The organism is Halomarina salina, assembly GCF_023074835.1.
Lineage (GTDB): Archaea > Halobacteriota > Halobacteria > Halobacteriales > Haloarculaceae > Halomarina > Halomarina salina.
Map to the genome: position 1 here is coordinate 802,192 of NZ_JALLGW010000001.1, position 22,836 is coordinate 825,027.

Genomic DNA, 22,836 nt, shown 5'->3' on the forward strand with positions numbered 1-22,836 from the left:
TTCCCGATGATCGTTGGGAAATTCTGGTTTGCGACCCATTCTCAGTTCTCGCGTGGAGCGAACCGCCCCACACTTCGATCGAACAGATGGACCGCTGGCTGTGCCAACCAGCCGGTACTCCTATCCACTGCTGGATTCGGAGTTACTTTTCGTCGTATGTTCTCGGCCCCATTCACGTCAGCATTCGCCACGGTATCACAGGTTTCACAGACGTACAATCCGCGTTCGACGCGCTGATCGCCGTCTCGTGTCTTACAGACGGAGCAGGTCGCCGAGGTACCACGTTCTGACACTTGCTCGACCGTGACGCCTTCGGCCTCAGCTTTGTACCGGAGGATCGATACGAATCGGTCATAAGCCCAGCTGTGTAGGTCCCGATTCCCGCGTGTCCCCCAGTTGCGAGTCTCGCCCGTGTCGTCAACTCGGATTCCGTTGAGGTCACCCACGGCGACCGTTCCGATATCTCTCTCGACACACTCCCTGACGATGTGCTTCGTCAACGTATGGATGAAGTGGGTTCGACGCTCGGTACGTATCCTGTCGAGGCGTTTTCGCTGGCTCGACTGTGAGTCGTCACACTTTCCTTTCTGTTTCCCGAAGTAGTACTCATCTTGCTTCAGGACGTTACCGGGGAACAGGATTGACTCGCCGCCGAACGAGAGCGCGGCGATATTGCTGATCCCCAAGTCGATTCCTGCGGTACCGGCCCCTGGCGGTTCAGGATCAATCGTCGTTCGACAGACGAACTGCAATCGCCACTCTCCACGCTTGTGAACTGCCCGAATTTGCTGAATCCGCCACTCCGAGAGATCGATATCGGGGCGCGTACGATACTCACAGAGAATGAAGTCCAGGTGCCGTTCCTTGAGATTCGTTCCCTTCGAGAGACGAACGCGACGATGTCGTGCATCGTGTCTGAATCCGTCTGCTTTGAACGTGACCGTCGACCGTGGGTGAGAGCCATTCCGTTTGCGATAGCCAGGGGGCCGAGCATTGTCATCCCCGTTCTGGCGTTTCGCCTGCCAGCTGTCGAACGCTTCAACGAGTTCTTCGAAAACGCGCTGACTGGACTGCGAATGCAGATCCCTATAGCGCTCGTGACTGTTCAACGTGGATTTTAGCTCCCTACCTTCGGGTATCTCTCCCGTTGCTTCCCACCGTTCTTGGATGTAGTATCGGGCTACGTTCCAAAGCTTCGAAGCTGCGACCCCGAGTGCGTCAAGGTGGTCACTCACTTGACGTTGATTCGTGACCGTCGCTTCGAACGTTCGAATCGTGCGCATTGATGGTTGTTCCACGGCCGCAGTGGGAGACAGCGTTATCTGGCCGCGGTATGGTATATAAACCTCTGGGTCCAGTCTCTCTATTGAGTCGATGAGCAGTCCGTTATGAGGGTGATACCCTCTCTTGAGATCTCGGAAGGCTGATAGTCTCCCACCCGTTTTGCTTGCTCAATGGCTTCGCTAGGCTCGTGGAAGCGCGACTTCGCGAGCGGCCTCATCGTCCTCGGTCCCGTCCTCGTCACCCTCTACATCCTGCGATGGCTGTTCGTCCGACTCGCCGCGCTCGGTCTCATCGACATCTGGCCGAACCAGGGCGACCCCAACTACGTCGCCGACCAGGTCCCCTGGTACGCTTCCTACGTCGAGGTGGCGCTGTTGCTCGCCATCCTCCTGTTGCTCACGCTCTCCGTCGGCTACATGATGCGGACCACGTTCGGCAATCTCGTCGAGGGCGGTATCGACTCGACGATGAACCGACTGCCGGGGTTGCGTGTGGTCTACAACGCCTCGAAGATGGCGGTCGAGACCGCCGTCTCCGGGCCCGAGGACCTCCAGAGCCCCGTCAAGGTCGAGACGTGGAACGGGATGCGGATGACCGCGTTCAAGACCGGGAAACGCTCGGCGGACGGCCGCGAACTGCTGTTCCTCCCGACCGCCCCGAACATCACCACCGGGTTCGTCGTCGAGGTCGAACCGAACGACTACACCGAGGTCGACGAGACCGTCGAGGACGCCCTCACCCGCATCCTCTCGGCCGGGTTCGGCGACGCGAAGGAGAGCGGCGTCCAGATCGACGTCAACGAGGAGATGCCATCGCTCCGCGCCGACGCTGACGACGCCTACGACGCCTGACACCCACGACACTTGCTGTCGCCCCCTTCTCGACTCGCCCGTCGTTCGCTCGCCGTTCGCTCGGCGCTCGCTCAGGAGAGTATCGCCCGGAGCGCGAACAGCGCGTTCTCCTTCCGTTCGAGCACGCGCCGGTAGAAGTACGAGAGCCACCTGCTGCCGTAGGGGACGTACTGGTACACCTCGTACTCGCGAGCGAGGTCGACCTGCGCGTCCTCCCGGACCCCCATCAGCATCTGTATCTCGAAGTCGGTGCCGTGTTCCTCGTGTAGCTCGATGGCTCGCTCGACCATCGCCGGGTCGTGACTTCCGACCCCGACCGTGCCGTCGTACTCGCGGAACAGGAACTCCAGGTGTCGCTCGTACGCCTCGTTCACAGCCGCTTTCCCCTGGTGAGCGAGCTCCCGCGGCGGGTCGTACGCGCCCTTGACGAGTCGGAGTTTGCCGGGATACTCCACGAGCTCCCGCAGGTCGTCGTCGGTACGCTTCATGTTCGCCTGGACGCACAGGCCCATCTCCGGGTGGTCGGCGACGTTCGCCTCGAACGCGTCGATGGTGGTGTCGATGGTGGTGTAGTCCTCCATGTCGACCCAGACGAACCGCCCTTCCTCCTCGGCCACCGCGACGATGCTCGCGAGGTTCTCCTCGAACACGCTCGGGCCGACCTGCAACCCGAGTTGCGACGGCTTCACCGAGACGCAGGCGTCGAGCGAGTCGGGCATGTCCCGGAGCAGACTGCGGTACGCGGCGGCGTCCTCGTCGGCCGGGTCGCGCTCCTGGTAGTGCTCCCCGAGCAGGTTGCAGATGCTCTTGACGCCCGACGCCTCCATCCGTCGGACGTGGTCCAGCACCGCGGCGGCGTCCTCACCCGCGACGAATCGGTCCGCGACCGGAGGTATCATGCTGGCAAGTTCTGCCGCCCGGCGACTTGAGCGTGTTTATCCGTCCGTTCGCTCCCGCTCGTCGGGTCTGGTAGCGCTCGCACCCATCACGCTCCCCCGACGACGGCCTCCGACAGCGTTTACTCACCGCCGCGAGCACGTCGGGTATGACCGGACTCGCTTCGCTCGTCGCCGCGCTCTGGGCGATGCTCCCCGCGTACCTCCCGAACAACGCGGCCGTCCTCTTCGGCGGCGGCCCACCCATCGACGGCGGCCGGGAGTGGAACGGGCGACGACTCCTCGGCGACGGGAAGACGTGGCGCGGAACGGCGGCGGGCGTCCTCGTCGGCACGCTCGCCGCACTCGGACTGAACCGCATCGCCTCCCGCGTCGAAGGGCCGACGTCGTGGTCGCTCCCCCGATTCTCCGTTCGTGCTGGGGTCGCTCTCGCAGCAGGTGCGATGCTCGGCGACATCGGTGCGTCGTTCCTCAAACGCCGGTCGGGCCGCGCTCGCGGTGCCATGGTCCCCGGCCTCGACCAGCTCGACTTCGTCGCCGGGGCACTGGCGCTCGCTCGCCTCGTCGCGCCCGACTGGTTCAGGCGGACGTTCACCCGACCGACCGTCGGCCTCGTCCTGATCGTCACGCCGCTGCTCCACGTCGGGACGAACGCCATCGCGTACGTGCTGGGACTGAAAGACGAACCCTGGTAGAGGACAGTTTATCCACGACTGGGAGTTCGCTCGCTGGTGTTCGTCCCCAGAGAATTCTCAGTCCAGCCGTTCCAGCACCGCACCAGCGTCGTACGCCAGCGACAGCGTCCGCGACCGGCCGCGTCCCTCGACGCTGGTGTAGGTGGCGTCGATGAGACCCAGCTGGTCGAGCTTGTTGATGAGTTCGGAGTAGCGGGTGTAGCCCAGTCCCGTCTCCTCCTCGAACGCCTCGTACACCTCGCCAGCCCGCTCGCCGTCGTGTTCGGCGATGACGCCGACGAGGGCACGCTCGGAGTCAGACAGGCCCTGCAGGTGCCGCGAGAGGTGGACGTACTTCGACTTGTCGTAGGCCGAGTCGACGTCCTCCAGTTCGACGCTCCGCGAGGCACGCATCTCGGCTTGCAGCCCAGCGCGACGGAGCAGGTCGATACCGACGCGCAGGTCGCCACCGGTGTCCGCCGTCAGGTCGGCGACCTGGTCGATAATCTCGGGTCCACAGGAGCCCTCGACGAAGCCGTACTCGACGCGCTCGCGGAGGATGTCCGCGATTTCTGGTTCGTCGTACCGTGGGAAGTACACCTCCTCGGGGCGGAACACGGACTGGACGCGCGTGTCCAGTTCCTCGATGATGTCGAGGTCCAGGTCGGAGGAGACCAGCACGACGCCGATCTTCGCCCCCGAGTGGGCTTCGTGCGCGCGAAGGAGGGAGTACAGCGTGTCGCTGGCCTCGTCGTCGTAGAACAGGTAGTTCACGTCGTCGAGCGCGACGACCAGCACCTCGTCGTCCTCGACGAGGCGGTCGGTTATCTGGCCGAACAGCTTCTTGAACGAGATGCCGCTGGTCGGCGGTTCGTACTCGAACATCTCCTCGAACAGGCGCGAGAAGACGGCGTAGCGCGTCGAGTCCACCTGGCAGTTCACCTGCGCGACGTTCACGTCCGAGACGGCCTGCAGTTCGTCGAACAGTTTCCCGACGGCCGTGGTCTTGCCGGTCCCCGGCGGACCGCGAACCATCACGTTCAGCGGCCGGGAACCGCGCGCAGCGGGCCTGAGCGCGTACTTCAGGTTCTGCATCTGCTCGTCGCGGTGGTAGAACGTCTCCGGGACGTAGTCTATCTCGAAGACGTGCTCGTCGCGGAAGACGGACTCGTCCCACGACAGCATCTCGTCGTCGGCCATTTCACTTTCACCTCGCTACTGAGACGACTTAACTGTTGGGAGGACACCCGTCTGACACGTCCGTCGACGGGAGGCTCACGGTTCGTTTCACACCACGCTCGGCGTCGAAGATGCCCGTCTCGCGTGCTCTCACCGGCTCGCGGGTCACTCCGCTCGCGGGGCACTTCGACCCGTGCTCTCCTCGCGGCTCCCTTCGGTCACCGCTCGGCTGCCGGAGATTCTCGCTCGTGTCACTCGCTGGGCTCGTCACCGGCCGCTCCGCCGCCGGTTTCCAGCGGCACCGAACGTTCCGCGCGGCTCAGAACCACGCTACTCTGCGGGTCGCTCGCGCTCCCCGCTTCGTTACGAGGCGCTCCCGATGGTCGCGCCTCGCTACTCCTCACGGCTCACGTCCGTCCGCCGCTCGTAGCTCCGCGGTTCTCACTCACTCGCTTCGCTCGTTCGCTCCGAACCGCGCTATTCGAACTTCGCCAACAACCGCCGATAGAACCCGTCGCCGTCGCCCGCGTCGTCGGCCAGTTTCTCGACGATGAGTTCGGGCGTCGAGCGCGCCAGTCGGCCCTTCACCGGTGAGCGGTTCACCTGTAACTCGCCGTCGACGAGCCCAACCGCCTCGATGCCGTCGACCTGCACCTCGAACCCCGTCGCGTCGCGAATCTCGCCGGCGAGGTGCGAGACGAACACCGCCGTCGCCTGCTGTTCGTGGAGCGATTCGAGGATGCCCGCGATGATGCGGGCGCTCGCACCGGGTTCGGTGATGGACTCCAGTTCGTCGACGAGGACGAGGCGCGTGCCCGGTCCCTCCACCAGGTCGCCGAACTCCTGGAGGGTCGCCTCGAACGCCCCCGCGTCGAGCGTTCCCTGGCTCTTCGCCTGGTAGTGGAGCGCGTCGAACCGGCGGAGTTCGACGCGCTCGGCGGGCACGGGCAGGCCCATCTGTGCGAGCACGACGACGAGGCCCACCAGGTCGATGGTCGAGGTCTTGCCCCCCGAGTTCACCCCGGAGAGGAGCGCGACGCCCTCGACGCCGTAGTCGACGGGGTCGACGTCCTCGAACGCGACGTCCAGCAGGGGAGACCGTCCCCCCTCGACGACCAGCCCCGTTCCGGCGTCGCCGTCCCGCTCGGTGAACTCGGGGACGGTGCAGTCGAAGTCGGCGGCGTAGCGCGCGATTGCGAGTTCCACGTCGAGGTCCAGCGCCGCCTGGACGAGCCGCTCGGCCGGCTCCCGCAGGTCCGCGAGGTCGGCGGCGAGCGTCGCCTTCAGCTCCGCGGCCCGGCGGTCGCGGGCGGCCTTGAGCTCTCGACGCAGGCGGTTGACGGCGCCCTCCTCGTGTTCGACGGGAAACGTCGGGTCCTCGACGAACGCCTGTTCGACGAGATCCGCGTAGTCGGGGACGTCGAGCGCGTCCGCGAGGTGGTCGCGGGCGGCGTCGATGGCCGCGTCGAACTCGTCCGCGAGTTCGGTTTCGAGGAGCGAGTCGACCCGCGCGCCCTGCTCGACCAGCGAGAGCAGGTCAGCGCCCTCGATGGTGACGTCCTGTGACTGGATGGCGTCGCGGAGGCGGTCGTTGGCGACGCTCTCGGCCGTCGAGACGGCCACGTCGAGGTCGTCGACCGCGTCCCGCAGGCGGTGGAGTTCGTCGTCGCCCTCGACGGTGCCGTCCTCGGTCAGTCGCGCGAGGCCGCTCCGGAGCGCGTCGAGGTCACACGGCGGGTCCAGCCCGGCCGCCTCGTGGACGGCGGCGGCGGCGGCCAGTCGCGAGCGGTTGTCCGCGAAGAAGCGCAGCAGGCGCTCGGGAACGACCTCGTCGACCCGGTCGAACGCGTCGGGGAGGACGCGCACGTCGCCGTCGATGTCGAGGCCCGCGAACCGCTCGTCGAGGACGACGACGGTCGAGTAGCCCCGCGCGAGTTCGGCGATGCCCCGTGAGTCCTCGACGAGTTCGACGCTCACCTCGGGGAACGCCTCCTCGGCGCGGGCATACGTCTCGGCGTCACCGGTCGCCACGCAGCGGTCCCGGACGCGCAGGCCGCGCGGTTCGGTCAGCGGTTCGACGTCGCCCAGCGCCTCCCGTACCTCGGGCGACGGGTCGTGGTCGCGCGCCTCGGCGACGAACGCCTGCACCTCCTCGATGCGCGACGCGCTGGCGCTCGGGTAGAACGTCTCCAGTCGCTTCCGGGCGTAGTCGGTCACCGCCCGCTCTTGCAGGAGCGAGAGCGCTTGACGGTACAGTTCGCGGGCGCGGTCGGTCCGCAGGAACGCCTCGGTGTCGCCGTGCCGTTCCCGGATGGCGTTCCGGGCGATGCGGGCGGCGGTGCCCTCGGTGATGCCGGGTGCCCGTGCGAGCGCGGCGACGTCGCCCGCTTCGAGCGCTCGCTCGGCGTCCTCTAGCTGTCGAAGCCGGTCGGCCGTCTTCGCGCCGACACCCTGGATGGCTTCGAGGTCCATACCCCCGTCGTTGCAGTCGGCTGTCAAAGGTCCGTCGCTCCGCGTGTGGTGTGCTCTCGTTCGGGTCGGCGGGTCTGTCGACCGGACCGTCGGTCGCGGTGCCGCCGGTCAGTTCGACTGGCTCGGCTCCTCGCCGTCCTCGCCGCCCAGGACGCGCTCCTTGGCGAACTCCGAGAGCCAGTCCCAGCCCTCCCGATCGTTGATGGCGTCGACGATGCCGCCGACGCCCCGGCTCCCGACCGGTTGCTCGTTGACGCGCTGGTCGCCCCGTAACTCCTCCGGCGACGGCCCCTCGAACATCGTCCGACCGCCCTCGTCGTAGTAGATGTGACTCCCACCGGCCGCCTGCCCGATGAGTTGTGGGGCGTCCTCGCGCAGTCGCGCGTCGTCGGTGTCGTCTCGCCCGGACATGTGCGCTCTCGACTCGCGCCACCGTGGTGAGCGTTGTGCTCGCCCCTGCCTGTCGCTCGTTGGCGTGTCCCGTCTCGACCCCTCACCGCCGAGGCACCTCGCCGCCGGACGTGAGGGCTTTGGTCGTCGCTCCCGACTCCCCGCTATGGACGACCACACAGCGACCAAGCGCGACGCCGCCCGCGACGCCATCGCCGAGCGAGACGGCGTCCTCGTCGCGTTCTCCGGCGGCGTCGATTCGAGCGTCGTCGCCGCACTGGCACGCGAGGCTCTCGGCGACGACGCCGTCGCCTGCACCGCCAAGAGCGAGACGCTCCCCGACGCGGAACTCGACGAGGCCCGCCGCGTCGCCGAGGAGGTCGGCATCCGCCACGAAGTCGTCGAGTTCTCGGAGCTGGACGACCCAGCGTTCGTCAAGAACGACGGCGAACGCTGCTACCACTGCCGGACGATGCGCCTCGGCGCGATGTACGACCACGCCCGGTCGCTGGGCATCGACACCGTCTGCGACGGCACGAACGCCTCGGACCCCGGCGAGGGCCACCGCCCCGGACTGCGCGCCGTCGCCGAACTCGACGTCCTCTCGCCGCTGCTCGCCCACGACATCTCGAAGGAGGAGGTCCGCGACATCGCTCGCGACTACGGCCTCTCGGTCGCCGACAAACCCGCGATGGCGTGTCTCTCCTCGCGCATCCCGACCGGCATCGAAGTGACCGAGGAGCGCCTCTCTCGGGTCGAACGCGCCGAGTCGCTGCTCCGCGAGTGGGGGTTCGAGCAGTTCCGCGTCCGCGACCACGACGGCCTCGCTCGCATCGAGGTGGGTGACGACGAACTCGACCGCGCGCTCGACCCCGAGTTCGTCCGAGCGGCCCGCGAGCACTGCGACTCCGTCGGCTTCGACCACGTCACGCTGGACCTCCACGGCTACGCGACGGGTAGCGTGAGCCCAGAGAGCGACGAGTCGGTGACGGACGTGTCAGCGACGGAGGAGTCACCGACGGAGGAGACGGTGGCGACAGACAGAGCGACGACCGACGACGATTCGACCAGCGAGGTCACGCAGGTCTTCGAGACGGAGTACCCGTCGCGGTAGGTCGGGCCGTCAGTTCGACTCCTCGCTCTGCTCTAACCCCTCCCGCGACCGCACCCCGATGCCGTCCTGCCACGGCGTCGCGTTCTCGCGTCGTACCTCGACCGACGGCGTTTCGTCCGTCGACTCGTCGGCGGCGACGTCGACGCCGAACTCGTTGAGCGCGCAGTTCGCCTGCGTGTGCTCGATGACCGCCGACGTGGCGTCCATCCCCTTCGCGTGCCCGAGCACCTGGTGAATCGGGCCGCCGTGGGTGACGACGAGCGTCGTCCCCGACCGCTCGACGACCGCTCGCCAGCCCTCAAGCACCCGCTCGCGCATCTGGACGATGCTCTCGCCGCCCTCGGGGACCTCTGTGGCGGCTCTGGCGGCCGTCTCGCCCAGCGCGAACGTCGGGAAGCGGTCGCGCATGTCGCCGTAGGTCAGGCCCTGGTAGACGCCGATGTCGCGTTCGCGCCACGCGTCGGAGAACTCGACGGGCAGGCCGTCGCCGAGCGTCTCGCGGACGCGCTCGGTCGTCTCGCGCGTCCGAAGTAGGTCCGAGGAGACGACGCAGTCCACGTCGTACGTTCCCGCGACGTGCTCGGCCGCGGCGCTGGCCTGTTCGTGACCGCGGTCTGCCAGCGGGACGGGTGCCCACCCCTGCATCCGCTGGTCGCGGTTCCACGGCGTCTCCCCGTGTCGCATCAGGAGAATCGTTGGCATGGTGTAGGTCTCCTGGGCTAGCGGCTTGATTCTTCGCGATGGAATGATGGACCCGCCACCGGTGTTCCCAGACGTTCCAGACACAGACGTCAACCAGTCAGCACCGAGAACTCACTCGACTGCGAGCGTCTCCACGTCAGAAATCCGCGGGAGGCGACGGAACTGGCGGATAGACGCCAGGTACACGGCCAGTCCCAACAGCCCGGCCGCGGTGACGTACAACACGACGGTCACGCCGAACGCGTCCGCAGCAGCGCCACCGAGGAGTGCGCCGACGGGAGTCGCCGCCGAGGACATGCTGCCCATCACCGCGCTGGCCCGGCCGAGCATCGCTTCGGGGACGAGCGACTGAACGAGCGCCGAGAACAGTACGTTCGTCACGCCGACGGGGACCAGCGCGAGCGCGAGCAGTGCGACCGTTCCGGGGAACCACCCGACGGTGACGGCGGCGGCCCACAGCACCGCCCCGACGAGGAAGCTCACGACGTTGAGCCACCCGAAGGCGTAGTCCTCGAATCGACTGGCGGCGAGCGCGCCGACGAACAGCCCGCCACCGACGCCCGCCGTCAGCAGTCCGTAGGCGATCTCCCCACCGAGCATGTCGCCGTACGCCGGCAGGACGGCGAGTGCGGCACCGAACGTCCCGTTGACCACGACGGAGCCGAGCATCACCTTCCCCATCACCGTCCCACGGAGGAACGCGATACCCTCGCGGAGGTCCGCGACGTAGCTGGTCGGGTCGTCGCCGGCTCCCGTCGGTTCCTCACCACCGTCGGGTCGCTCGGCCGTCTCGTCGGCCCCACCGTCGGTGGCGGCGACCGGTTCTGCCGTATCGGGGGCGTCCTCGGGTCCGCCGACCGAGTCGCTCGTCTCCCCCGCCGCCCGCACCCGGAGGCCAGCGAACAGGGCGGCGGCGGCGACGAACGTCGCCGCGTCGAGGACGAACAGCGCCGTCGCGCCGACGACGGCGACGAGCACGCCGCCGAGGGCGTTGAACCCCGCGTCGATGCCCTGGTAGGCCAGCGCGAACAGCGAGTTCGCGCGGACGAGTTCGTCACGCTCGACCAGCCGCGGGAGCGCCGCGGACTGTGCCGGGTAGACCGGCTGGTTGAGCAGGGAGAGTATCGGCATCACGGCGAGGACGACCCAGACGTTCAGATAGCCGAGCGTGAACGCCAGCGGGACCGTGAGGACGACCACCGCCTGCGTGAGTTGCGTGCCGACGAGCAGTCTGCGGAGCGAGACGCGGTCGACGAGCGGGCCGAACAGGAACTGGAAGGCGCTCGGTGCGAGCACGAGGAACCCCGCGAGCCCGGTGTAGAACGACGACCCGGTGAGGTCGTAGACGAGCCACATCGAGGCGACGTAGTAGAGGCTGTCACCCGCGTTGGTGACGACCCGCCCGGCGAACAGGCGGGCGAAGTTCGCGTTCCGGAAGAGACTAGACATACACCTCTCTGGGAGGGGGTGGGGAATATAGGTAATCAGAACGACATTTCTGTTCGGCGACTCACAGAAGTTCGTTTCTGTCGGCCGTCAGTAGTGTTCCACTCCCCGGACCGTGAGTTCGTCATCTACCGTGAGCGTGAGCGCACCGTCGCCCTCACGGAAGGTGGCCGACGCGCGGAACGGGTCCGCCGAGTCGACGGCCGAGTCGTGTAACGAGACGAACGACCAGAGCGGTCGCTCACGAACGTCGACGCCGTGGTCGTGGTAGAACGCGATGACGGCGGATCGGTCGATCAACGCCAGTCCGAGGTCGGTCGTCGCCCGGTCGCCACAGCGCTCGCAGTCGTAGACGACGAAGGGGAGGTCGTCGAGCGAACCGGCCTCCTCGGGCCAGATATCGCCAACGCGACGGACGCTGATCCGGACGCGACCCTCGCAGGTGGTACAGAACCCCGATGAAAGGTGCTGGATACGTGTTCGGAGGTACCGCTGGGCGACCTCTGGGTAGGTGGCCGTGTCGTAGCCCGCGAACGCACCGGGCGGAATGGTGTTCGTGGCGGTCAGTTCGCAGTCCTCACAGTCGAACCAGACGCGGTCGTCCTCGTAGCGGAACGTCACCTCGCCTCCGCAGCTCGGACAGGGCTGACCGAGCGGGCTCGATACCGCCGACTCGTCACCCGTGTACGCCCCCGACAGCAGCGCGCCGACGACGCGCCGACCGGCCACACTGAGTTGGTAGCCCTCGTCGCCGTCTACCACGAACCGGTCGCGGAGTTTTCCGAGGTGGTAGTTGAACTGCCCGGAGTCGCGCATCCCGACGGCTTCGCGGAGTTCCGAGAACCCCATCGGACCGTCGGCCTTCCAGAGCGTCCGGAGGATGGTGACGCGCTTCGGGTCCGAGAGAGCCGAGAACGCCTCGGCCGGGTCGTCGGAGTCGCGGCTCATACGACGCTCGTGGACTGACGAAGACAAATAGCTCTCGGGGAGCTCACCGTTGGCTATCGGGACGCTACGGTTCGGGGTCCGCCTCGCTCGTCACGTAGTCCAGCAACTGCTCGCCGGAGGTGTCGACGCCCTGCCGGGCGAAGAAGTTCGCCACGTTCCGGCAGTCGCGTTCGAGGAAGTCCCGCGAGTTCGGGTGGTGGACGGTGACCGCCTGCCCGAGGTCGATGACGACGAGCTCGCCGTCGTGGACGACGATGTTGTACTCGCTCAGGTCGCCGTGGACGAGGCCCGCGTCGTAGAGGCGGCGGGTGTACTCCCGGACCACCTCGTAGGCCGTCTCGGGGTTCTCGACCTCCACCTCGGCGAGGCGGCGGCCCCGGTCGCCCGCCTCGCTACCGACGAACTCCATCACCAGGACGTTCCGCTCGACGGCGATGGGGTCGGGCACCCGGACGCCCGCCTCCTTCGCGCGCTTGAGGTTCGCGAACTCCTTGCGGACCCACGCCATCACCACCTTGCGCTTGTCGTTGCCGATGCCCTCGAACCGGGGGTCGCCGTCGAGGTAGTCGCGCATCTGCTTGAAGTCGCTCGCGGAGATGGCGTACACCTTCACGGCCACGGTGCCGTCGGGGCCGAGGGCGTTGTAGACGGCCGCCTCCTTGCCCGTCGAGATGGGGCCGCCGAAGGCGTCGATGTGGCCGTCCTGGACGAGTTTGTAGATGGCGGCGTACGTCGCCTCGTCGAACACCGAGTCGTCGACCTTCAGCCGCTCGGAGTTCTTGATGCGCTTGCGGAACTCCAGGAACTTCCGGTCGCGCTTGCGGGCGATGCGGTCGGCCTCCGTGTCCGAGACGTCGACCTCCTCCCACTCGTCGCCGAACCCCTCGACGTTGTCGACGTCGAGCAGGCCGTACTCCTCCTCGCTCATCGGCGAGCCTCCTCGGGGACGGCGGAATTGGTCGCGCGCTCGGCATCCTCGTCGCGTGCTGCCTCCAGACGAGCCTCGATGGCGGCGGCCCGGTCCGGTTCTCCTCTGGCGCGGTAGCCCGCGGCCTCGACGTCGAGGGGTATCACTGGTACCTCGCGTCCCTCGACGGTGCGGAACTCGCGCACCTCGGCGACGGGTGGGTCGGCGACCCACTCCCCGTCGATGTGGTGCTCGACGTCGCCCATCAACTCGACCTCGGTGCCGTGGAGCGACAGCGCACCGAAGTGCGAGCGAATCGTCTCGGTCTCGGCCTCTTCTGGGGGGACCACGTCGCGTGTGACGTGGTCGGAGAACAGCTCCTCGATGCGGTAGACGCCGTCGGCGGTCGTCGCGAGGTCGACGTCGCCCGGCGAGACGTCGAACCCCCGGAGCGCGAGGTTCTCGCTCGCCGTCACCGCCCACGGCAGGTCGCTCGGCAGTCGGTCACACAGCGCGAGGAGGGCGTCGCGGTGCGGGGCCGACGATGAGAAGGTCATCGTGTCACTGGATGTGGCCCTCGCGTCGGAGCTGGTCCGCGTCCTGCTTCTCGTATCGCCAGGCGATGTCGGCCTTCTCGTCCTGCCAGTCCCACGGCTCGACGAGTACGACGTCGTCCTCGCGGATCCAGATGCGCTTCTGCATCCGCCCCGGTATCCGGGCGGTTCGGTCCTTCCCGTCCATGCATCGCACCTCCACCCGGTTGGCCCCGAGCATGTTGGTCACGACGGCGAACACCTCGTCGTCGTCGGGCATACGCAGGTCCTTCCTGCTGTCGCTGTCGCTCATGAGGGGCGTTTCGCAGAGCGGACGGTTAAAGCTTGCAGCGGTTCGGCCGTCCGCCCGCGGTGTGACCCGGTGAGCGCCGCGTTCGGCTCACCACGGATAGGTGGCCTGTGTGTCGACGCACCACAGTTATCAGGGCGGCGCGTGCAGTCGATTCCATGCGCGCCGTCGTGTTCCAGGGAGCGGAAGAGCCGATGACAGTCGAGAACGTCGACCCACCCGAGTGTGACGACGACGGCGTCGTCGTCGAGACGGAAGCCTGCGGGGTCTGTCGGTCGGACTGGCACGCCTGGACCGGCGACTGGGACTGGATCGGACTCATGATGACGCCCGGTCTCGTCTTCGGCCACGAACCGGTCGGCCGCGTCGTCGAGGTCGGCGACGAGGTGTCGCGGGTCAGCGTCGGCGACCGCGTGACGACGCCGTTCAACATGTCCGACGGCACCTGCCGCCACTGTCGGGCCGGGCGGGGGAACATCTGCGAGAAGTCAGTTCCGATGGGATTCGTCCAGTTCCAGCCCGGAGCGTTCGCCGAGCGGTTCCCCATCCGCGTCGCCGACCAGAACGCCGTCAAGATTCCCGACGGCATCGACCCGGTCGACGTGGCCGGTCTCGGCTGCCGCTTCGCCACCGCGTTCCACGGCGTCGCCCACCGCGTCGACGTCGAACCGGGCGACACCGTCGCCGTCCACGGCTGTGGCGGCGTCGGCCTCTCGGCGGTCCACGTCGCCGACGCCCTCGGCGGCCGGGTCGTCGCCGTCGACATCGACGAGGCGAGCCTGGAGATGGCCCGCGAACTCGGCGCGGCCGAGACGGTGAACCCGAGCGAGGTACAGGACGTCCCCCAGGCGGTCAAGAAGTGCACGCCCAAGTCCCGCGGCGTCGACGTGAGCGTCGACGCCCTCGGCATCGCCGCGACCTGCCGCAACTCGGTGAACTCGCTGGCGAAGGGCGGCCAGCACCTCCAGATCGGTCTCACCACGGGCGAGGAGGAGGGCGAGGTGTCCCTGCCCGTCGACACGATGGTCACCGACGAACGCGAGTTCTACGGCTCGTACGGCATGCCGCCCCACGAGTACGAGGAGATCTTCGCGATGATGGACGCCGGCAAACTCGACCCCGGCCGCATCGTCACCGAGACCATCTCGCTGGAGGAGGTGCCCGACGTGGTCTCCAGCATGGACGACTACGGCACCGTCGGCATCCCCGTCTGTAACGAGTTCTAAGCCACCGTCTCGCCGCGGCGAGGGCGTTTCGTTCGCCGACGCTCGCTCGCGGTACGACAGCACCCGCAGTCAGTTCAGCCCGGCAATCGCGGCCTTTTATCAGTTCACTCGTCGTTCAGCCGGTATGTTCGGCAAACTCGGTACGACGGGGGTCGCGGGTATCCTCCTGCTCGTCGGTGGTATCGCGCTCGTCGCCGTGGAGAACGTCGTCGTCGCGGGCGGGATGGCGCTGATGCTCGTCGGTCTGCTACTGGTCGCCCGGGGGCTCATCGGGTCGATGATGTCCGCGTTCGGGATGGACGGGATGTTCTGAGCGGGTCGTCAACTGTCGCTGCGTGACTCGCCGGCGCGGTGTTCGCTGATGAGGCGGTCGACCATCTCGCCCTGCTTCGCCTTCCGGCGCTCGGCGGCACGGTCCTCCCAGTCGTCGATGGCCGCCTCGACGGCCGCCTCCTCGGCGACGGCGAGTTCGTCTATCTCCTGTACGTCGACCATCTCGGCGGGAGCGACCGGTATCTCTTGGTCGAACAGCACCTCGTCGGCGGCGTCCGAGAGGCCGCCCTGCCGCAGGACGACGCGGGGGTCGGTCTCGGCGAGGCGTTCGGCGGTGGACCGGCCCGCGCCGGAGGCGTCGCGGAGGAACACCACGTCGCCGGCGGCGAGGCCGAACTGCTCGTCGGCGGCGTCGATAGCGCCGGTCGTGAACTGGGCGACGATTTTGACGGGGACGAGCCCCTGGCGTGCCTCGGCCACGTCGGCGAAGTTCGAGTGGTCGAGCTTCCAGAGGTCCTTCAGGCGGTCGAGTTTCCGTTCGGCGTCCTCGGTCGCCTCGCGTTGCTCGTCGAGTTCGCGTTCGAGGCGCTCGGTCTCGCGTTCGAGGCGGGTCACCTCGCGGCGCTCGCGGGCCTCGCGCCGTTCCTCGCGGCGGGCCTCGCTGAGTTCGTCCTCGTACTCCGCGATGCGCTCGTCCTTCTGCTCGATGGTCCCGCGGAGGTCCTCGACCTGCGATTCGAGGCGGTTGGCGCGGGCTTCGAGGCGCTTGATACGCTTCTCCTCGGGAGTCAGTTCGCGCTCGACGTGCTCGTGGCTCTCCTCCTCGTGCTCCTCGTCCTCGGTGAGGGCGTCGATGGCGGCCTCGACGCTCTCGTCGCGCCCGAGGACGCGGGCGGTCACCTCGCCGAGGTCCAGCGGCGCGGGAGTCTTCCGCGCGATGCGGTCGAGCTGGTCCTCGTGGGCGTCGTGGGCGAACAGCGCGGCGGCCATCGCGTCCCGCTGGTGGTCGTCGTCGTAGCCCTCCTCGCGGGTGCGGTGCTGTTTCGTGTCCACCGGCAGGTCCCGGTCGGGTTCCCAGCCGACGGCGTCGAAACTCCGCCGGAACTTCTCGACGGTCTCGGGCATCGGCGTCACGTCCGCCGCGACGAGCAGCGGACGGCCGCGTTCGATGATCCACTCGGTCACCTCGGCGGTGTCGGCGGTGCGCGTCGAGAGGACGTCCAGCACCTCGCCGCCGAGGCCGACGATGGCCACCGCGGTGGTCGTGCCGGGGTCGATGCCGACGAACACGTGGTCGCGGCGCTTGGCGAGCGGTTCGAACTCGATGCCGTCGCGTCGCTCGCGCTCTATCTCGACGCGGACGTCGCCCGACCGGGTCCGGGAGACCGGGATGTCCTGCGGTCGGGCCTGCACCTCGAACACCGCCCGCGAGAGGCCGCCGTACTTCTCGACGCGCTCGACCTCGTAGTCGAGCCCGGCCTCGTCGAGCGTCCGCTCGACCTCGCGGGCCTTCCCCTGGACGTTGCCGTGGATGCGCCGGGTGTAGCGGTCCTCGCTCCACCCGCCCTTGCCGGTCGAGCGGCCGCGAGCGACCTTGACGCTCGTCGTGTCGGAGAACGCCCGGACCTCCTGACCGACGTTGGCCGCGGCGAGACGGGCCGACGCCTCGGCCTCCTTCATCGGCTTCTTCCCGTAGGGGACGCCGTGGCGGGAGGCGACTCTGGAGAGGGGTTCCGGGCGGTTCGCGCCGGTCACCTGGACGAGCTTCGTCTCGGCGGGTAACGAGTCGAGGAAGTGGACGAGCGCGTCCTTGTCGGCCGCGAGTTCGTACATGTTGTCCGTCGCGACCATCGCCGGCTTCTCCCGCTCGACGAGCCGTCGGAGCTTCCGGAGGGAGACGACGTCCCGGTCGAGCTGTTCGCCGTCGAACGCGACGACGGCGTACTGGGGGGCGTCGCCGCGGACGTCGCCGCTCTGCACGTCGACGCCGAACACGACCGCGTCGAGCGCACTCGTGCGGGTACTCACGAGGTGTGGTAGGGCGACGCTCGGCTTAAATTCCGCGCCGGGCGCGACGCCTGCGTGCGCACTCGACGGACGCGACGGTGGTCAGCCGTCCGCGGTTCACTCGGCGTCGGGGAACGGCACGTCGAGTTCCCGTCCGTCCTCGGCGACGAACGCCTCGGGGAACGCTTCGCGTGCCTGCTCGCCGAGGTGGCCGGCGTAGCCGCCGTACCGGGAGGAGACGTGTGTGAGCGCGAGTCGCTTCACGCCGGCGCGAGCGGCGAGTTCGGCGGCCCCGCGGGCCGTCGCGTGCCCCGTCTGGGGGGCGCGCTCGGCGTCCTCGTCGGCGAACGTCGCGTCGTGGATGAGCAGGTCAGCGTTCTCGGCGGCGCGTTCGACGGGCTTCGAGGGGCGCGTGTCGCCGGTGTAGACCACCCGGCGGCCTGGTCGTGGGTCGCCGACGACCTGTTCGGGGTCGACGACGGTGCCGTCCTCCAGTTCGACGGACTCGCCGTCGTGGAGCTTCGAGAACTTCGGGCCGACCGGGACGCCGAGCTCCTCGGCGCGGTCGCGGTCGAACCGGCCCTTCCGGTCGTCCTCGACGAGGGCGTAACCGACCGACGTGGTTCGGTGGTCCGTCTCGAACGCACGGACCTCGAACTCGTCGCCGCGCAGGGCGACCGCCCCCGGCGACACCTCGTCGACGCGGACGGGGTAGGAGGGCCGCGTCCCGGCGACCGAGAGCAGGTCCTCGACGTCGGGTTTCGTCCCCGAGGGCGTGTGGATGGCGAGGGCCTCGTCTCGCTCGTTGAAGTCCCAGGTCTGGAGCAGGCCGGGGAGGCCCAGGACGTGGTCGCCGTGGAGGTGGGTGAGGAAGACGTGCGAGATGTCGAAGCCGGTGTTGAAGCGCATCATCTGGCGCTGGGTCCCCTCGCCGACGTCGAACAGGAACCGCTCGCCCTCCCGCCGCAGACAGACCGCACTCGTGTTGCGCTCGGTCGTCGGGATGGCCCCGCTGGTCCCGAGGAACGTGACGTGCATACTCCCGATTCGCCGTGGGCGTCGGATAGCGGTGTCGAATCGCCCGACGTGCGGGAAGCTTTTTCACGGCAAATCGTCTCTCGGTAGTATGACTGGCGAGTCGTGGCGCGAGAAGGTCATCGCGATACTGCCGATGCTCATCCTCGGTCTCGGCTTCCTGGACCTCTTCATGGACGTCCTCCCCGGCGTCCCGTTCTACCTCGTCTTCGTCGTTGGGTTCGCCGTCGTCCTCCCTATCGCGGCCATCCTGCTCAGCGTCGAGGACGACGACGGAGACGGCGACGGCGAGTTCGTGAGCGGGTTCGAACGCGAGATGGAGCGGTTCGGCCACCGGATGGAACGGTTCGGCGAGCGGATGGAGCGGACGTTCGAGGGCACCCCTCGACGAGACGGACGAGAGGGGCGAGACCGACGAGAGAACGACACCCACCGACAGACCGGCGCTGACGACGTTCCAGACGCCGAGACGAACAACCGCGACGCCATCGAGACGCTCCGGCAGCGCTACGCGAACGGCGACCTCACCGACGCGCAGTTCGAGGCGAAACTCGACCGCCTGCTGGAGACCGACACCCCCGAGAACGCCCAGGAGTGGCGCGAACGAGAGCGCCACCGGGAGCGAGCGGGGGACCGTTAGCGGTAGCACGGCACACGCCGCCGTCGAGCCGAATTCCACCGTCTGGCGACGGCGCGAGTCGTGTGCGTGAGGATTCCGCCATAACCGACGGCGGACTGTCCGTCCGATTCGACCGTCTGCAACCTCGTGATGCGGCCAATACTGCCGTTTTCCACCCGCCGACTCGCACCGGGCGAACGAGTCGGATTCGGAGAACGACACGTCAGTAAACCGACCGAAATTCACGTGAAACCGCAGTACTACGGCGGTGTCGTCCGACTCGGTATAGCCACACAGCTTATGTACGAAGCCGTGACTATCTCGGGCCGTAATGAAACGAGCGGCAGCCGCGGTGCTGGTTGTCTCGATGCTGGTACTCGCGGGCTGTTCCGCGACGCTCCCCGGAACGAACGCCGAGGAGACCGGGACGGTACAGCTGTACGTCAGCGACGAGCGGAACGCCATCGACCAGTTCTCCCGTCTCGACGTCACCGTCACGGGCGTCGCCTTCCGGACGGCCGAGCAGTCGCCCGAGGCCGCGACGACGGCGACGAACGTCACCGGGAGCGGGTTGCCGACCGACGCGACCGATGCGACCGACGACTGGGAGCGCCACGCCGTCGAGAACGTCACCGTCGACCTGACCCGGTTGCAGGGCGAGAACGCGACTCGCCTCGGGAACCTCACCGTCGCGAGCGGCGACTACGGCGCCGTCCGGCTGGACGTCGCCGCGGCCGAGGGGACCCTGCAGGACGGCGAGCGCGTCGACGTGACGCTGCCGAGCGACCGACTGCGACTGGACGACCGGTTCACGGTCGAGTCGGGGAGCGAGGTCGAGTTCGTCTTCGACGTCACCGTGGTCGACGCGGGCGACAGCGGGCGGTTCGTGCTGAAACCGGTCGCCAGCGAGTCCGGGACCGACCGGACCGTCCGACTCGTCGACGCGACGGTCGACACCCCGCTCGCCGCCGGCGCGAACGTCGGCGATCAGTCGGGGACCGGAGCGAGGACGAGCGAGGACCTCGAACTGCACGTGGACGGGATGCCCGCACCCGGACAGACGGTGACCGTCCGGGCGACGAGGGACGACGCCCCGGTGACGGGCGCACGGGTCCTCGTCGACGGCGAATCGGTGGGGACGACGGACGCCGACGGGGCGCTCGACGTGACGCTCCCGTCGAGCGGTGAGACCACGCTGCGCGTCGAACACGGCTCGGCGTCGGTCGACGCGCACCTGGTGTTCGGCTGAGCGGCCGGAACGCACGACGTAACAGCCGTCGCTCGCCTCCCGTCTCCCCGGTCGGACGCCGCAGACCGACCGATTGATAGCCGTCGGTCGGCACCCTCCTCCATGGACGCCCCGCTGTGGACCGAGACGCACGCGCCGTCGCTCGAGGACCTCCCACAGGCCGGGGTCCGCGACGCGCTCGGGCGGGCCGTCGACGAACCGATGAACGTCGTCGTCTACGGACCCAAGGGGTCGGGCAAGACCGCCGGAGTCCGCGCGCTCGCCGACGCGGCCCACGAGAGCGAGAACGACTACGTCGAACTGAACGTCGACGACTTCTTCTCCCGGCGGAAGACGGAGATAAAGAACGACCCCCGGTTCGAGCGGTTCCTCGTCGGCCGCTCGCGCATGTCGAAACGCGACATGATCAACCACGTCCTCAAGGAGTCCGCGAGCTACGCTCCCGTCTCTGGGTCCTACCGGACCATCCTGCTCGACAACGCCGAGGCCATCCGCGAGGACTTCCAGCAGGCGCTGCGCCGGGTGATGGAGCGCCACCACCGGACGACGCAGTTCGTCATCGCCACGCGCCAGCCATCGAAGCTCATCCCGCCCATCCGCTCGCGCTGTTTCGACGTCCCCGTCCGCGCGCCGACCCACGACGAGGTGGTCGGCGTCCTCGAACCCATCGTCGAGGCGGAGGACGTCGAGTACGACGACGACGGCATCGAGTACGTCGCGGGCTACGCCGAGGGGGACGTCCGACGGGCCATCCTCGGCGCACAGACGACCGTCGAGCAGGAGGGCGAACTGACGATGCAGACCGCCTACGAGGCGCTCGGTCAACTGGGCCTGACCGCCCGCGTCGAGGAGATGCTGGACGCCGCACTCGACGGCGAGTTCTCGGACGCCCGGAAGACGCTCGACGACCTGCTGGTCGACGAGGGGTACGACGGGGGAGAGATACTCGACGACCTGTTGCGCGTCTCGCGGTCACGCCGGTCGGGTCGTGAACTGGCCGAACTCCACCGCCTCGCTGGCGAGGTCGACCTCGACCTCGCGGAGGGGACGAGCGACCGCATCCACCTCGCCCACCTGCTCGCAGAACTGGGTCGCTAGCGGGTCGAGGTGGAGGCGTCGTCGACCGGCCCCGACCCGCGTCGGGACGGGGTGACCTCGATTCGGCCGTCGGTAGTGATGGTCACCTCGAACTCCCCGACGGGGAACGTCACCCGGCCCTCGAACCGAGCGCTGCCGTCGTATATCTGCGTGTACACCCGTTCGAAGACGACCGAGTCTATCGCCTCGTCGAGGACCGTCCCGGCCGCCTCGACGTCGGTCTCCATCGCCTCCGCGAGACAGGAGAGCAGCGCCGGGACGAGCCCCGGCGACAGGCCGTCACTGGCGACCCAGACGACTCGCTCACCCGAGCGCTCGACGGCGTCACGCCCCCCGGAGTTCATCCCATCCCCCGATTCGTACTCCGACCATCGCTCAGTCGCTCTCCTCCTCGACGATGGTGTCCGGGGTCGAAACGTCGGCGGACGGCCGTCCGGTCCGCAGTGGGGTCCCGACCAGTCCGTTCTGGAGTGCGCTGAACAGCGGCAACGCTCTCGCACGACCGGTGAGCGAGACGCGGCCCGACTCCGGGTTCCGGTCGACCAGCCCCGCCTCGTCGAGCATCGGGAGGTCCACGTGCGAGAGTTCGAGGCGTAACTGGGTGCGGTCCGGGGGAGTATCGCCAGAGGCCGCCGTCTCGGCCAGGCGAGCCACCAGTTCGTCGACCGTCGTCCCCCCGGTGGTTCGCCGGAGTGCGTCGAGCACTCGTCGCCGTCGGTGGACGGCGAGAATCCGGTACAGTTCGTCCCACACTTCGGGTGAGTCCGTCGCGGTGATGGTATCCCCCATAGAAGCAATTGTAGGAAAGGAACGTATCGGAATTCGCCCAGTCTGCTAAAGGGTATTATATACGGAACGACTCACTGCAGGTCGGCCACGGACTGACTGAGCAGTGCGTTGGCGAGTACCTTGTTGTTGGCACGACGGACCCGTTCGGAGAGCGCCTGCTCGGAGATGTCCAGTTCGGTCGCCAGTTCGGCGAGCGTCACCTGCCGCGGTATCTCGAAGTACCCCTCTTCGAGGGCCAGTAGTATCGCCTCGCGCTGTGGGGGCGTGAGGTCGAACAGGTGGCCCTCCGCCTCGCCTTCGACGAGCGAGTACACCTTCTCGAGTCGGTACCGGATGTCGTGGTCGACGCAGTAGTTGTGGAACGCGGTCAGTCCGGTGTGGCTGTCGAACCGGATGCGGAAGTACCACTCCTCGTTCCCGCGCGCTTCGAGAATCGAGGCGTCCGTCTGGGCCATCCCGTGGATGAGGCTCTCGACTTCCTCCTCCCACTCGACCCGGTACAGCGCACTCTCGTCGACGTAGTCGAGCGCCGCGAGTTCCTTGACGTGCTCGCTCGCTCGAATCGTCTCCTCGAACTCCTCCAGGTCGCCCCCGTGGACCCAGATGTACGGCATCACCCGCCGCGATGCGGGAACCACCCGTTCTATCTCGACGTGCGTGTTCGGGTCACGCGACAGCACCTGCCCGAGGATGAACTCGTCGGCCCCGAGCGTGAACTCCGCGATGATGGTCATGGGGCCAGTTCCGTCCGGGCGGGGGATAACAGTTCAGCAGGCGACCCCCGTCGCGGTACTCGGGTGGCAGAGGCAGGTGGCGGGCTATTTGCCACGACCG

The 22,836-nt window shown here is 68.0% G+C and carries 24 protein-coding genes; 8 read left to right on the forward strand and 16 right to left on the reverse strand.

What is annotated here, in order from left to right; translation table 11 throughout:
- Positions 1-41: 41 nt before the first annotated feature.
- Entirely contained in the window at positions 42-1,283 is a 1,242-nt protein-coding gene (locus MX571_RS04020; protein WP_247414296.1) for an RNA-guided endonuclease InsQ/TnpB family protein, read from the reverse strand.
- A gap of 171 nt (positions 1,284-1,454) precedes the next feature.
- On the opposite strand from MX571_RS04020, the gene MX571_RS04025 reads away from it, so the two are divergent.
- Complete coding sequence (locus tag MX571_RS04025) at positions 1,455-2,135, forward strand: DUF502 domain-containing protein (protein ID WP_247414297.1); 681 nt, start codon at positions 1,455-1,457, stop codon at positions 2,133-2,135.
- Between the two features lie 71 nt (positions 2,136-2,206).
- Here the strand turns inward: MX571_RS04025 and MX571_RS04030 are convergent, their stop codons facing one another.
- Positions 2,207-3,034, reverse strand: a complete 828-nt coding sequence (locus MX571_RS04030) for a proline dehydrogenase family protein (RefSeq protein ID WP_247414298.1) — start codon at positions 3,032-3,034, stop codon at positions 2,207-2,209.
- 146 nt (positions 3,035-3,180) lie between these two features.
- Here MX571_RS04030 and MX571_RS04035 point away from each other — a divergent pair, with 146 nt between their 5' ends.
- Positions 3,181-3,726: a CDP-2,3-bis-(O-geranylgeranyl)-sn-glycerol synthase gene (locus MX571_RS04035; RefSeq protein WP_247414299.1), complete on the forward strand. Its 546-nt coding sequence runs from the start codon at positions 3,181-3,183 to the stop codon at positions 3,724-3,726.
- A 57-nt stretch (positions 3,727-3,783) separates the two neighbouring features.
- Here the strand turns inward: MX571_RS04035 and MX571_RS04040 are convergent, their stop codons facing one another.
- The 3 genes from MX571_RS04040 to MX571_RS04050 form a co-directional block, all read right to left on the reverse strand.
- A complete protein-coding gene (locus MX571_RS04040) occupies positions 3,784-4,905 on the reverse strand; it encodes an ORC1-type DNA replication protein (RefSeq protein WP_247414300.1) in 1,122 nt (373 codons plus the stop codon).
- A 456-nt stretch (positions 4,906-5,361) separates the two neighbouring features.
- Positions 5,362-7,356 carry a MutS-related protein gene (locus MX571_RS04045; RefSeq protein ID WP_247414301.1) on the reverse strand — a complete coding sequence of 665 codons (1,995 nt, stop codon included), beginning with the start codon at positions 7,354-7,356 and terminating at the stop codon, positions 5,362-5,364.
- 108 nt (positions 7,357-7,464) lie between these two features.
- Positions 7,465-7,767 (reverse strand): hypothetical protein, encoded by a 303-nt coding sequence (locus tag MX571_RS04050; RefSeq protein WP_247414302.1) that lies wholly within the window; start codon positions 7,765-7,767, stop codon positions 7,465-7,467.
- A 145-nt stretch (positions 7,768-7,912) separates the two neighbouring features.
- Between MX571_RS04050 and larE the strand changes: the two genes are divergently transcribed.
- Positions 7,913-8,860 carry an ATP-dependent sacrificial sulfur transferase LarE gene (gene larE / locus MX571_RS04055; protein WP_247414303.1) on the forward strand — a complete coding sequence of 316 codons (948 nt, stop codon included), beginning with the start codon at positions 7,913-7,915 and terminating at the stop codon, positions 8,858-8,860.
- A gap of 9 nt (positions 8,861-8,869) precedes the next feature.
- On the opposite strand, the gene MX571_RS04060 is transcribed toward larE, so the two are convergent.
- The 6 genes from MX571_RS04060 to eif1A all read right to left on the reverse strand — a co-directional run bounded on the left by MX571_RS04060 (position 8,870) and on the right by eif1A (position 13,709).
- Positions 8,870-9,562: a histidine phosphatase family protein gene (locus MX571_RS04060; RefSeq protein ID WP_247414304.1), complete on the reverse strand. Its 693-nt coding sequence runs from the start codon at positions 9,560-9,562 to the stop codon at positions 8,870-8,872.
- Positions 9,563-9,673: 111 nt separating this feature from the next.
- On the reverse strand, positions 9,674-11,011 hold the full coding sequence (locus MX571_RS04065; protein ID WP_247414305.1) for an MFS transporter: 1,338 nt from the start codon (positions 11,009-11,011) through the stop codon (positions 9,674-9,676).
- Between the two features lie 87 nt (positions 11,012-11,098).
- The gene (locus MX571_RS04070; protein ID WP_247414306.1) at positions 11,099-11,956 is read right to left on the reverse strand and encodes an ArsR/SmtB family transcription factor; all 858 of its coding nucleotides are present in this window, start codon (positions 11,954-11,956) and stop codon (positions 11,099-11,101) included.
- 64 nt (positions 11,957-12,020) lie between these two features.
- A complete protein-coding gene (gene rio1, locus MX571_RS04075; RefSeq protein ID WP_247414307.1) occupies positions 12,021-12,884 on the reverse strand; it encodes a serine/threonine-protein kinase Rio1 in 864 nt (287 codons plus the stop codon).
- Positions 12,881-13,420 (reverse strand): nucleotidyltransferase domain-containing protein, encoded by a 540-nt coding sequence (locus MX571_RS04080; RefSeq protein WP_247414308.1) that lies wholly within the window; start codon positions 13,418-13,420, stop codon positions 12,881-12,883. Before MX571_RS04080 ends, rio1 begins: the two co-directional genes overlap by 4 nt.
- A 4-nt stretch (positions 13,421-13,424) precedes the next feature.
- Positions 13,425-13,709 carry a translation initiation factor eIF-1A gene (eif1A, locus tag MX571_RS04085; protein ID WP_247414309.1) on the reverse strand — a complete coding sequence of 95 codons (285 nt, stop codon included), beginning with the start codon at positions 13,707-13,709 and terminating at the stop codon, positions 13,425-13,427.
- Positions 13,710-13,864: 155 nt separating this feature from the next.
- Here eif1A and MX571_RS04090 point away from each other — a divergent pair, with 155 nt between their 5' ends.
- Together MX571_RS04090 and MX571_RS04095 are read left to right on the forward strand one after the other, a co-directional pair.
- On the forward strand, positions 13,865-14,932 hold the full coding sequence (locus MX571_RS04090; protein WP_247414310.1) for a zinc-dependent alcohol dehydrogenase family protein: 1,068 nt from the start codon (positions 13,865-13,867) through the stop codon (positions 14,930-14,932).
- Between the two features lie 124 nt (positions 14,933-15,056).
- Positions 15,057-15,245, forward strand: a complete 189-nt coding sequence (locus MX571_RS04095; RefSeq protein ID WP_247414311.1) for a DUF7470 family protein — start codon at positions 15,057-15,059, stop codon at positions 15,243-15,245.
- 8 nt (positions 15,246-15,253) lie between these two features.
- Here MX571_RS04095 and MX571_RS04100 read toward each other — a convergent pair whose 3' ends face one another.
- Together MX571_RS04100 and rnz are read right to left on the reverse strand one after the other, a co-directional pair.
- Positions 15,254-17,233, reverse strand: coding sequence for a DUF460 domain-containing protein (locus MX571_RS04100; RefSeq protein WP_247414312.1), 1,980 nt, complete (start codon positions 17,231-17,233; stop codon positions 15,254-15,256).
- A 96-nt stretch (positions 17,234-17,329) separates the two neighbouring features.
- Positions 17,330-18,250, reverse strand: a complete 921-nt coding sequence (rnz, locus tag MX571_RS04105) for a ribonuclease Z (protein ID WP_247414313.1) — start codon at positions 18,248-18,250, stop codon at positions 17,330-17,332.
- Between the two features lie 88 nt (positions 18,251-18,338).
- Here rnz and MX571_RS04110 point away from each other — a divergent pair, with 88 nt between their 5' ends.
- From MX571_RS04110 to MX571_RS04120, 3 genes are all read left to right on the forward strand, one after another.
- Positions 18,339-18,887: an SHOCT domain-containing protein gene (locus tag MX571_RS04110; protein ID WP_247414314.1), complete on the forward strand. Its 549-nt coding sequence runs from the start codon at positions 18,339-18,341 to the stop codon at positions 18,885-18,887.
- Positions 18,888-19,197: 310 nt separating this feature from the next.
- Positions 19,198-20,115 (forward strand): DUF4382 domain-containing protein, encoded by a 918-nt coding sequence (locus MX571_RS04115; RefSeq protein WP_247414315.1) that lies wholly within the window; start codon positions 19,198-19,200, stop codon positions 20,113-20,115.
- Positions 20,116-20,217: 102 nt separating this feature from the next.
- Complete coding sequence (locus tag MX571_RS04120) at positions 20,218-21,213, forward strand: AAA family ATPase (RefSeq protein ID WP_247414316.1); 996 nt, start codon at positions 20,218-20,220, stop codon at positions 21,211-21,213.
- On the opposite strand, the gene MX571_RS04125 is transcribed toward MX571_RS04120, so the two are convergent.
- The 3 genes from MX571_RS04125 to MX571_RS04135 all read right to left on the reverse strand — a co-directional run bounded on the left by MX571_RS04125 (position 21,210) and on the right by MX571_RS04135 (position 22,736).
- Positions 21,210-21,557: a HalOD1 output domain-containing protein gene (locus tag MX571_RS04125; protein WP_247414317.1), complete on the reverse strand. Its 348-nt coding sequence runs from the start codon at positions 21,555-21,557 to the stop codon at positions 21,210-21,212. The two genes, MX571_RS04120 and MX571_RS04125, sit on opposite strands and share 4 nt — an antisense overlap.
- A 31-nt stretch (positions 21,558-21,588) precedes the next feature.
- Entirely contained in the window at positions 21,589-22,002 is a 414-nt protein-coding gene (locus MX571_RS04130; RefSeq protein ID WP_247414318.1) for a DUF7344 domain-containing protein, read from the reverse strand.
- 71 nt (positions 22,003-22,073) lie between these two features.
- Positions 22,074-22,736: a helix-turn-helix domain-containing protein gene (locus tag MX571_RS04135; RefSeq protein WP_247414319.1), complete on the reverse strand. Its 663-nt coding sequence runs from the start codon at positions 22,734-22,736 to the stop codon at positions 22,074-22,076.
- Positions 22,737-22,836: the final 100 nt, after the last annotated feature.

Excerpts from the sequence above, each read along its gene's own strand:
- MX571_RS04020 (WP_247414296.1), bottom strand. The coding sequence starts at position 1,283 with ATGCGCACGATTCGAACGTTCGAAGCGACGGTCACGAATCAACGTCAA.
- MX571_RS04025 (WP_247414297.1), top strand. The coding sequence starts at position 1,455 with ATGGCTTCGCTAGGCTCGTGGAAGCGCGACTTCGCGAGCGGCCTCATC.
- MX571_RS04030 (WP_247414298.1), bottom strand. The coding sequence starts at position 3,034 with ATGATACCTCCGGTCGCGGACCGATTCGTCGCGGGTGAGGACGCCGCC.
- MX571_RS04035 (WP_247414299.1), top strand. The coding sequence starts at position 3,181 with ATGACCGGACTCGCTTCGCTCGTCGCCGCGCTCTGGGCGATGCTCCCC.
- MX571_RS04040 (WP_247414300.1), bottom strand. The coding sequence starts at position 4,905 with ATGGCCGACGACGAGATGCTGTCGTGGGACGAGTCCGTCTTCCGCGAC.
- MX571_RS04045 (WP_247414301.1), bottom strand. The coding sequence starts at position 7,356 with ATGGACCTCGAAGCCATCCAGGGTGTCGGCGCGAAGACGGCCGACCGG.
- MX571_RS04050 (WP_247414302.1), bottom strand. The coding sequence starts at position 7,767 with ATGTCCGGGCGAGACGACACCGACGACGCGCGACTGCGCGAGGACGCC.
- larE (WP_247414303.1), top strand. The coding sequence starts at position 7,913 with ATGGACGACCACACAGCGACCAAGCGCGACGCCGCCCGCGACGCCATC.
- MX571_RS04060 (WP_247414304.1), bottom strand. The coding sequence starts at position 9,562 with ATGCCAACGATTCTCCTGATGCGACACGGGGAGACGCCGTGGAACCGC.
- MX571_RS04065 (WP_247414305.1), bottom strand. The coding sequence starts at position 11,011 with ATGTCTAGTCTCTTCCGGAACGCGAACTTCGCCCGCCTGTTCGCCGGG.
- MX571_RS04070 (WP_247414306.1), bottom strand. The coding sequence starts at position 11,956 with ATGAGCCGCGACTCCGACGACCCGGCCGAGGCGTTCTCGGCTCTCTCG.
- rio1 (WP_247414307.1), bottom strand. The coding sequence starts at position 12,884 with ATGAGCGAGGAGGAGTACGGCCTGCTCGACGTCGACAACGTCGAGGGG.
- MX571_RS04080 (WP_247414308.1), bottom strand. The coding sequence starts at position 13,420 with ATGACCTTCTCATCGTCGGCCCCGCACCGCGACGCCCTCCTCGCGCTG.
- eif1A (WP_247414309.1), bottom strand. The coding sequence starts at position 13,709 with ATGAGCGACAGCGACAGCAGGAAGGACCTGCGTATGCCCGACGACGAC.
- MX571_RS04090 (WP_247414310.1), top strand. The coding sequence starts at position 13,865 with ATGCGCGCCGTCGTGTTCCAGGGAGCGGAAGAGCCGATGACAGTCGAG.
- MX571_RS04095 (WP_247414311.1), top strand. The coding sequence starts at position 15,057 with ATGTTCGGCAAACTCGGTACGACGGGGGTCGCGGGTATCCTCCTGCTC.
- rnz (WP_247414313.1), bottom strand. The coding sequence starts at position 18,250 with ATGCACGTCACGTTCCTCGGGACCAGCGGGGCCATCCCGACGACCGAG.
- MX571_RS04110 (WP_247414314.1), top strand. The coding sequence starts at position 18,339 with ATGACTGGCGAGTCGTGGCGCGAGAAGGTCATCGCGATACTGCCGATG.
- MX571_RS04115 (WP_247414315.1), top strand. The coding sequence starts at position 19,198 with ATGAAACGAGCGGCAGCCGCGGTGCTGGTTGTCTCGATGCTGGTACTC.
- MX571_RS04120 (WP_247414316.1), top strand. The coding sequence starts at position 20,218 with ATGGACGCCCCGCTGTGGACCGAGACGCACGCGCCGTCGCTCGAGGAC.
- MX571_RS04125 (WP_247414317.1), bottom strand. The coding sequence starts at position 21,557 with ATGAACTCCGGGGGGCGTGACGCCGTCGAGCGCTCGGGTGAGCGAGTC.
- MX571_RS04130 (WP_247414318.1), bottom strand. The coding sequence starts at position 22,002 with ATGGGGGATACCATCACCGCGACGGACTCACCCGAAGTGTGGGACGAA.
- MX571_RS04135 (WP_247414319.1), bottom strand. The coding sequence starts at position 22,736 with ATGACCATCATCGCGGAGTTCACGCTCGGGGCCGACGAGTTCATCCTC.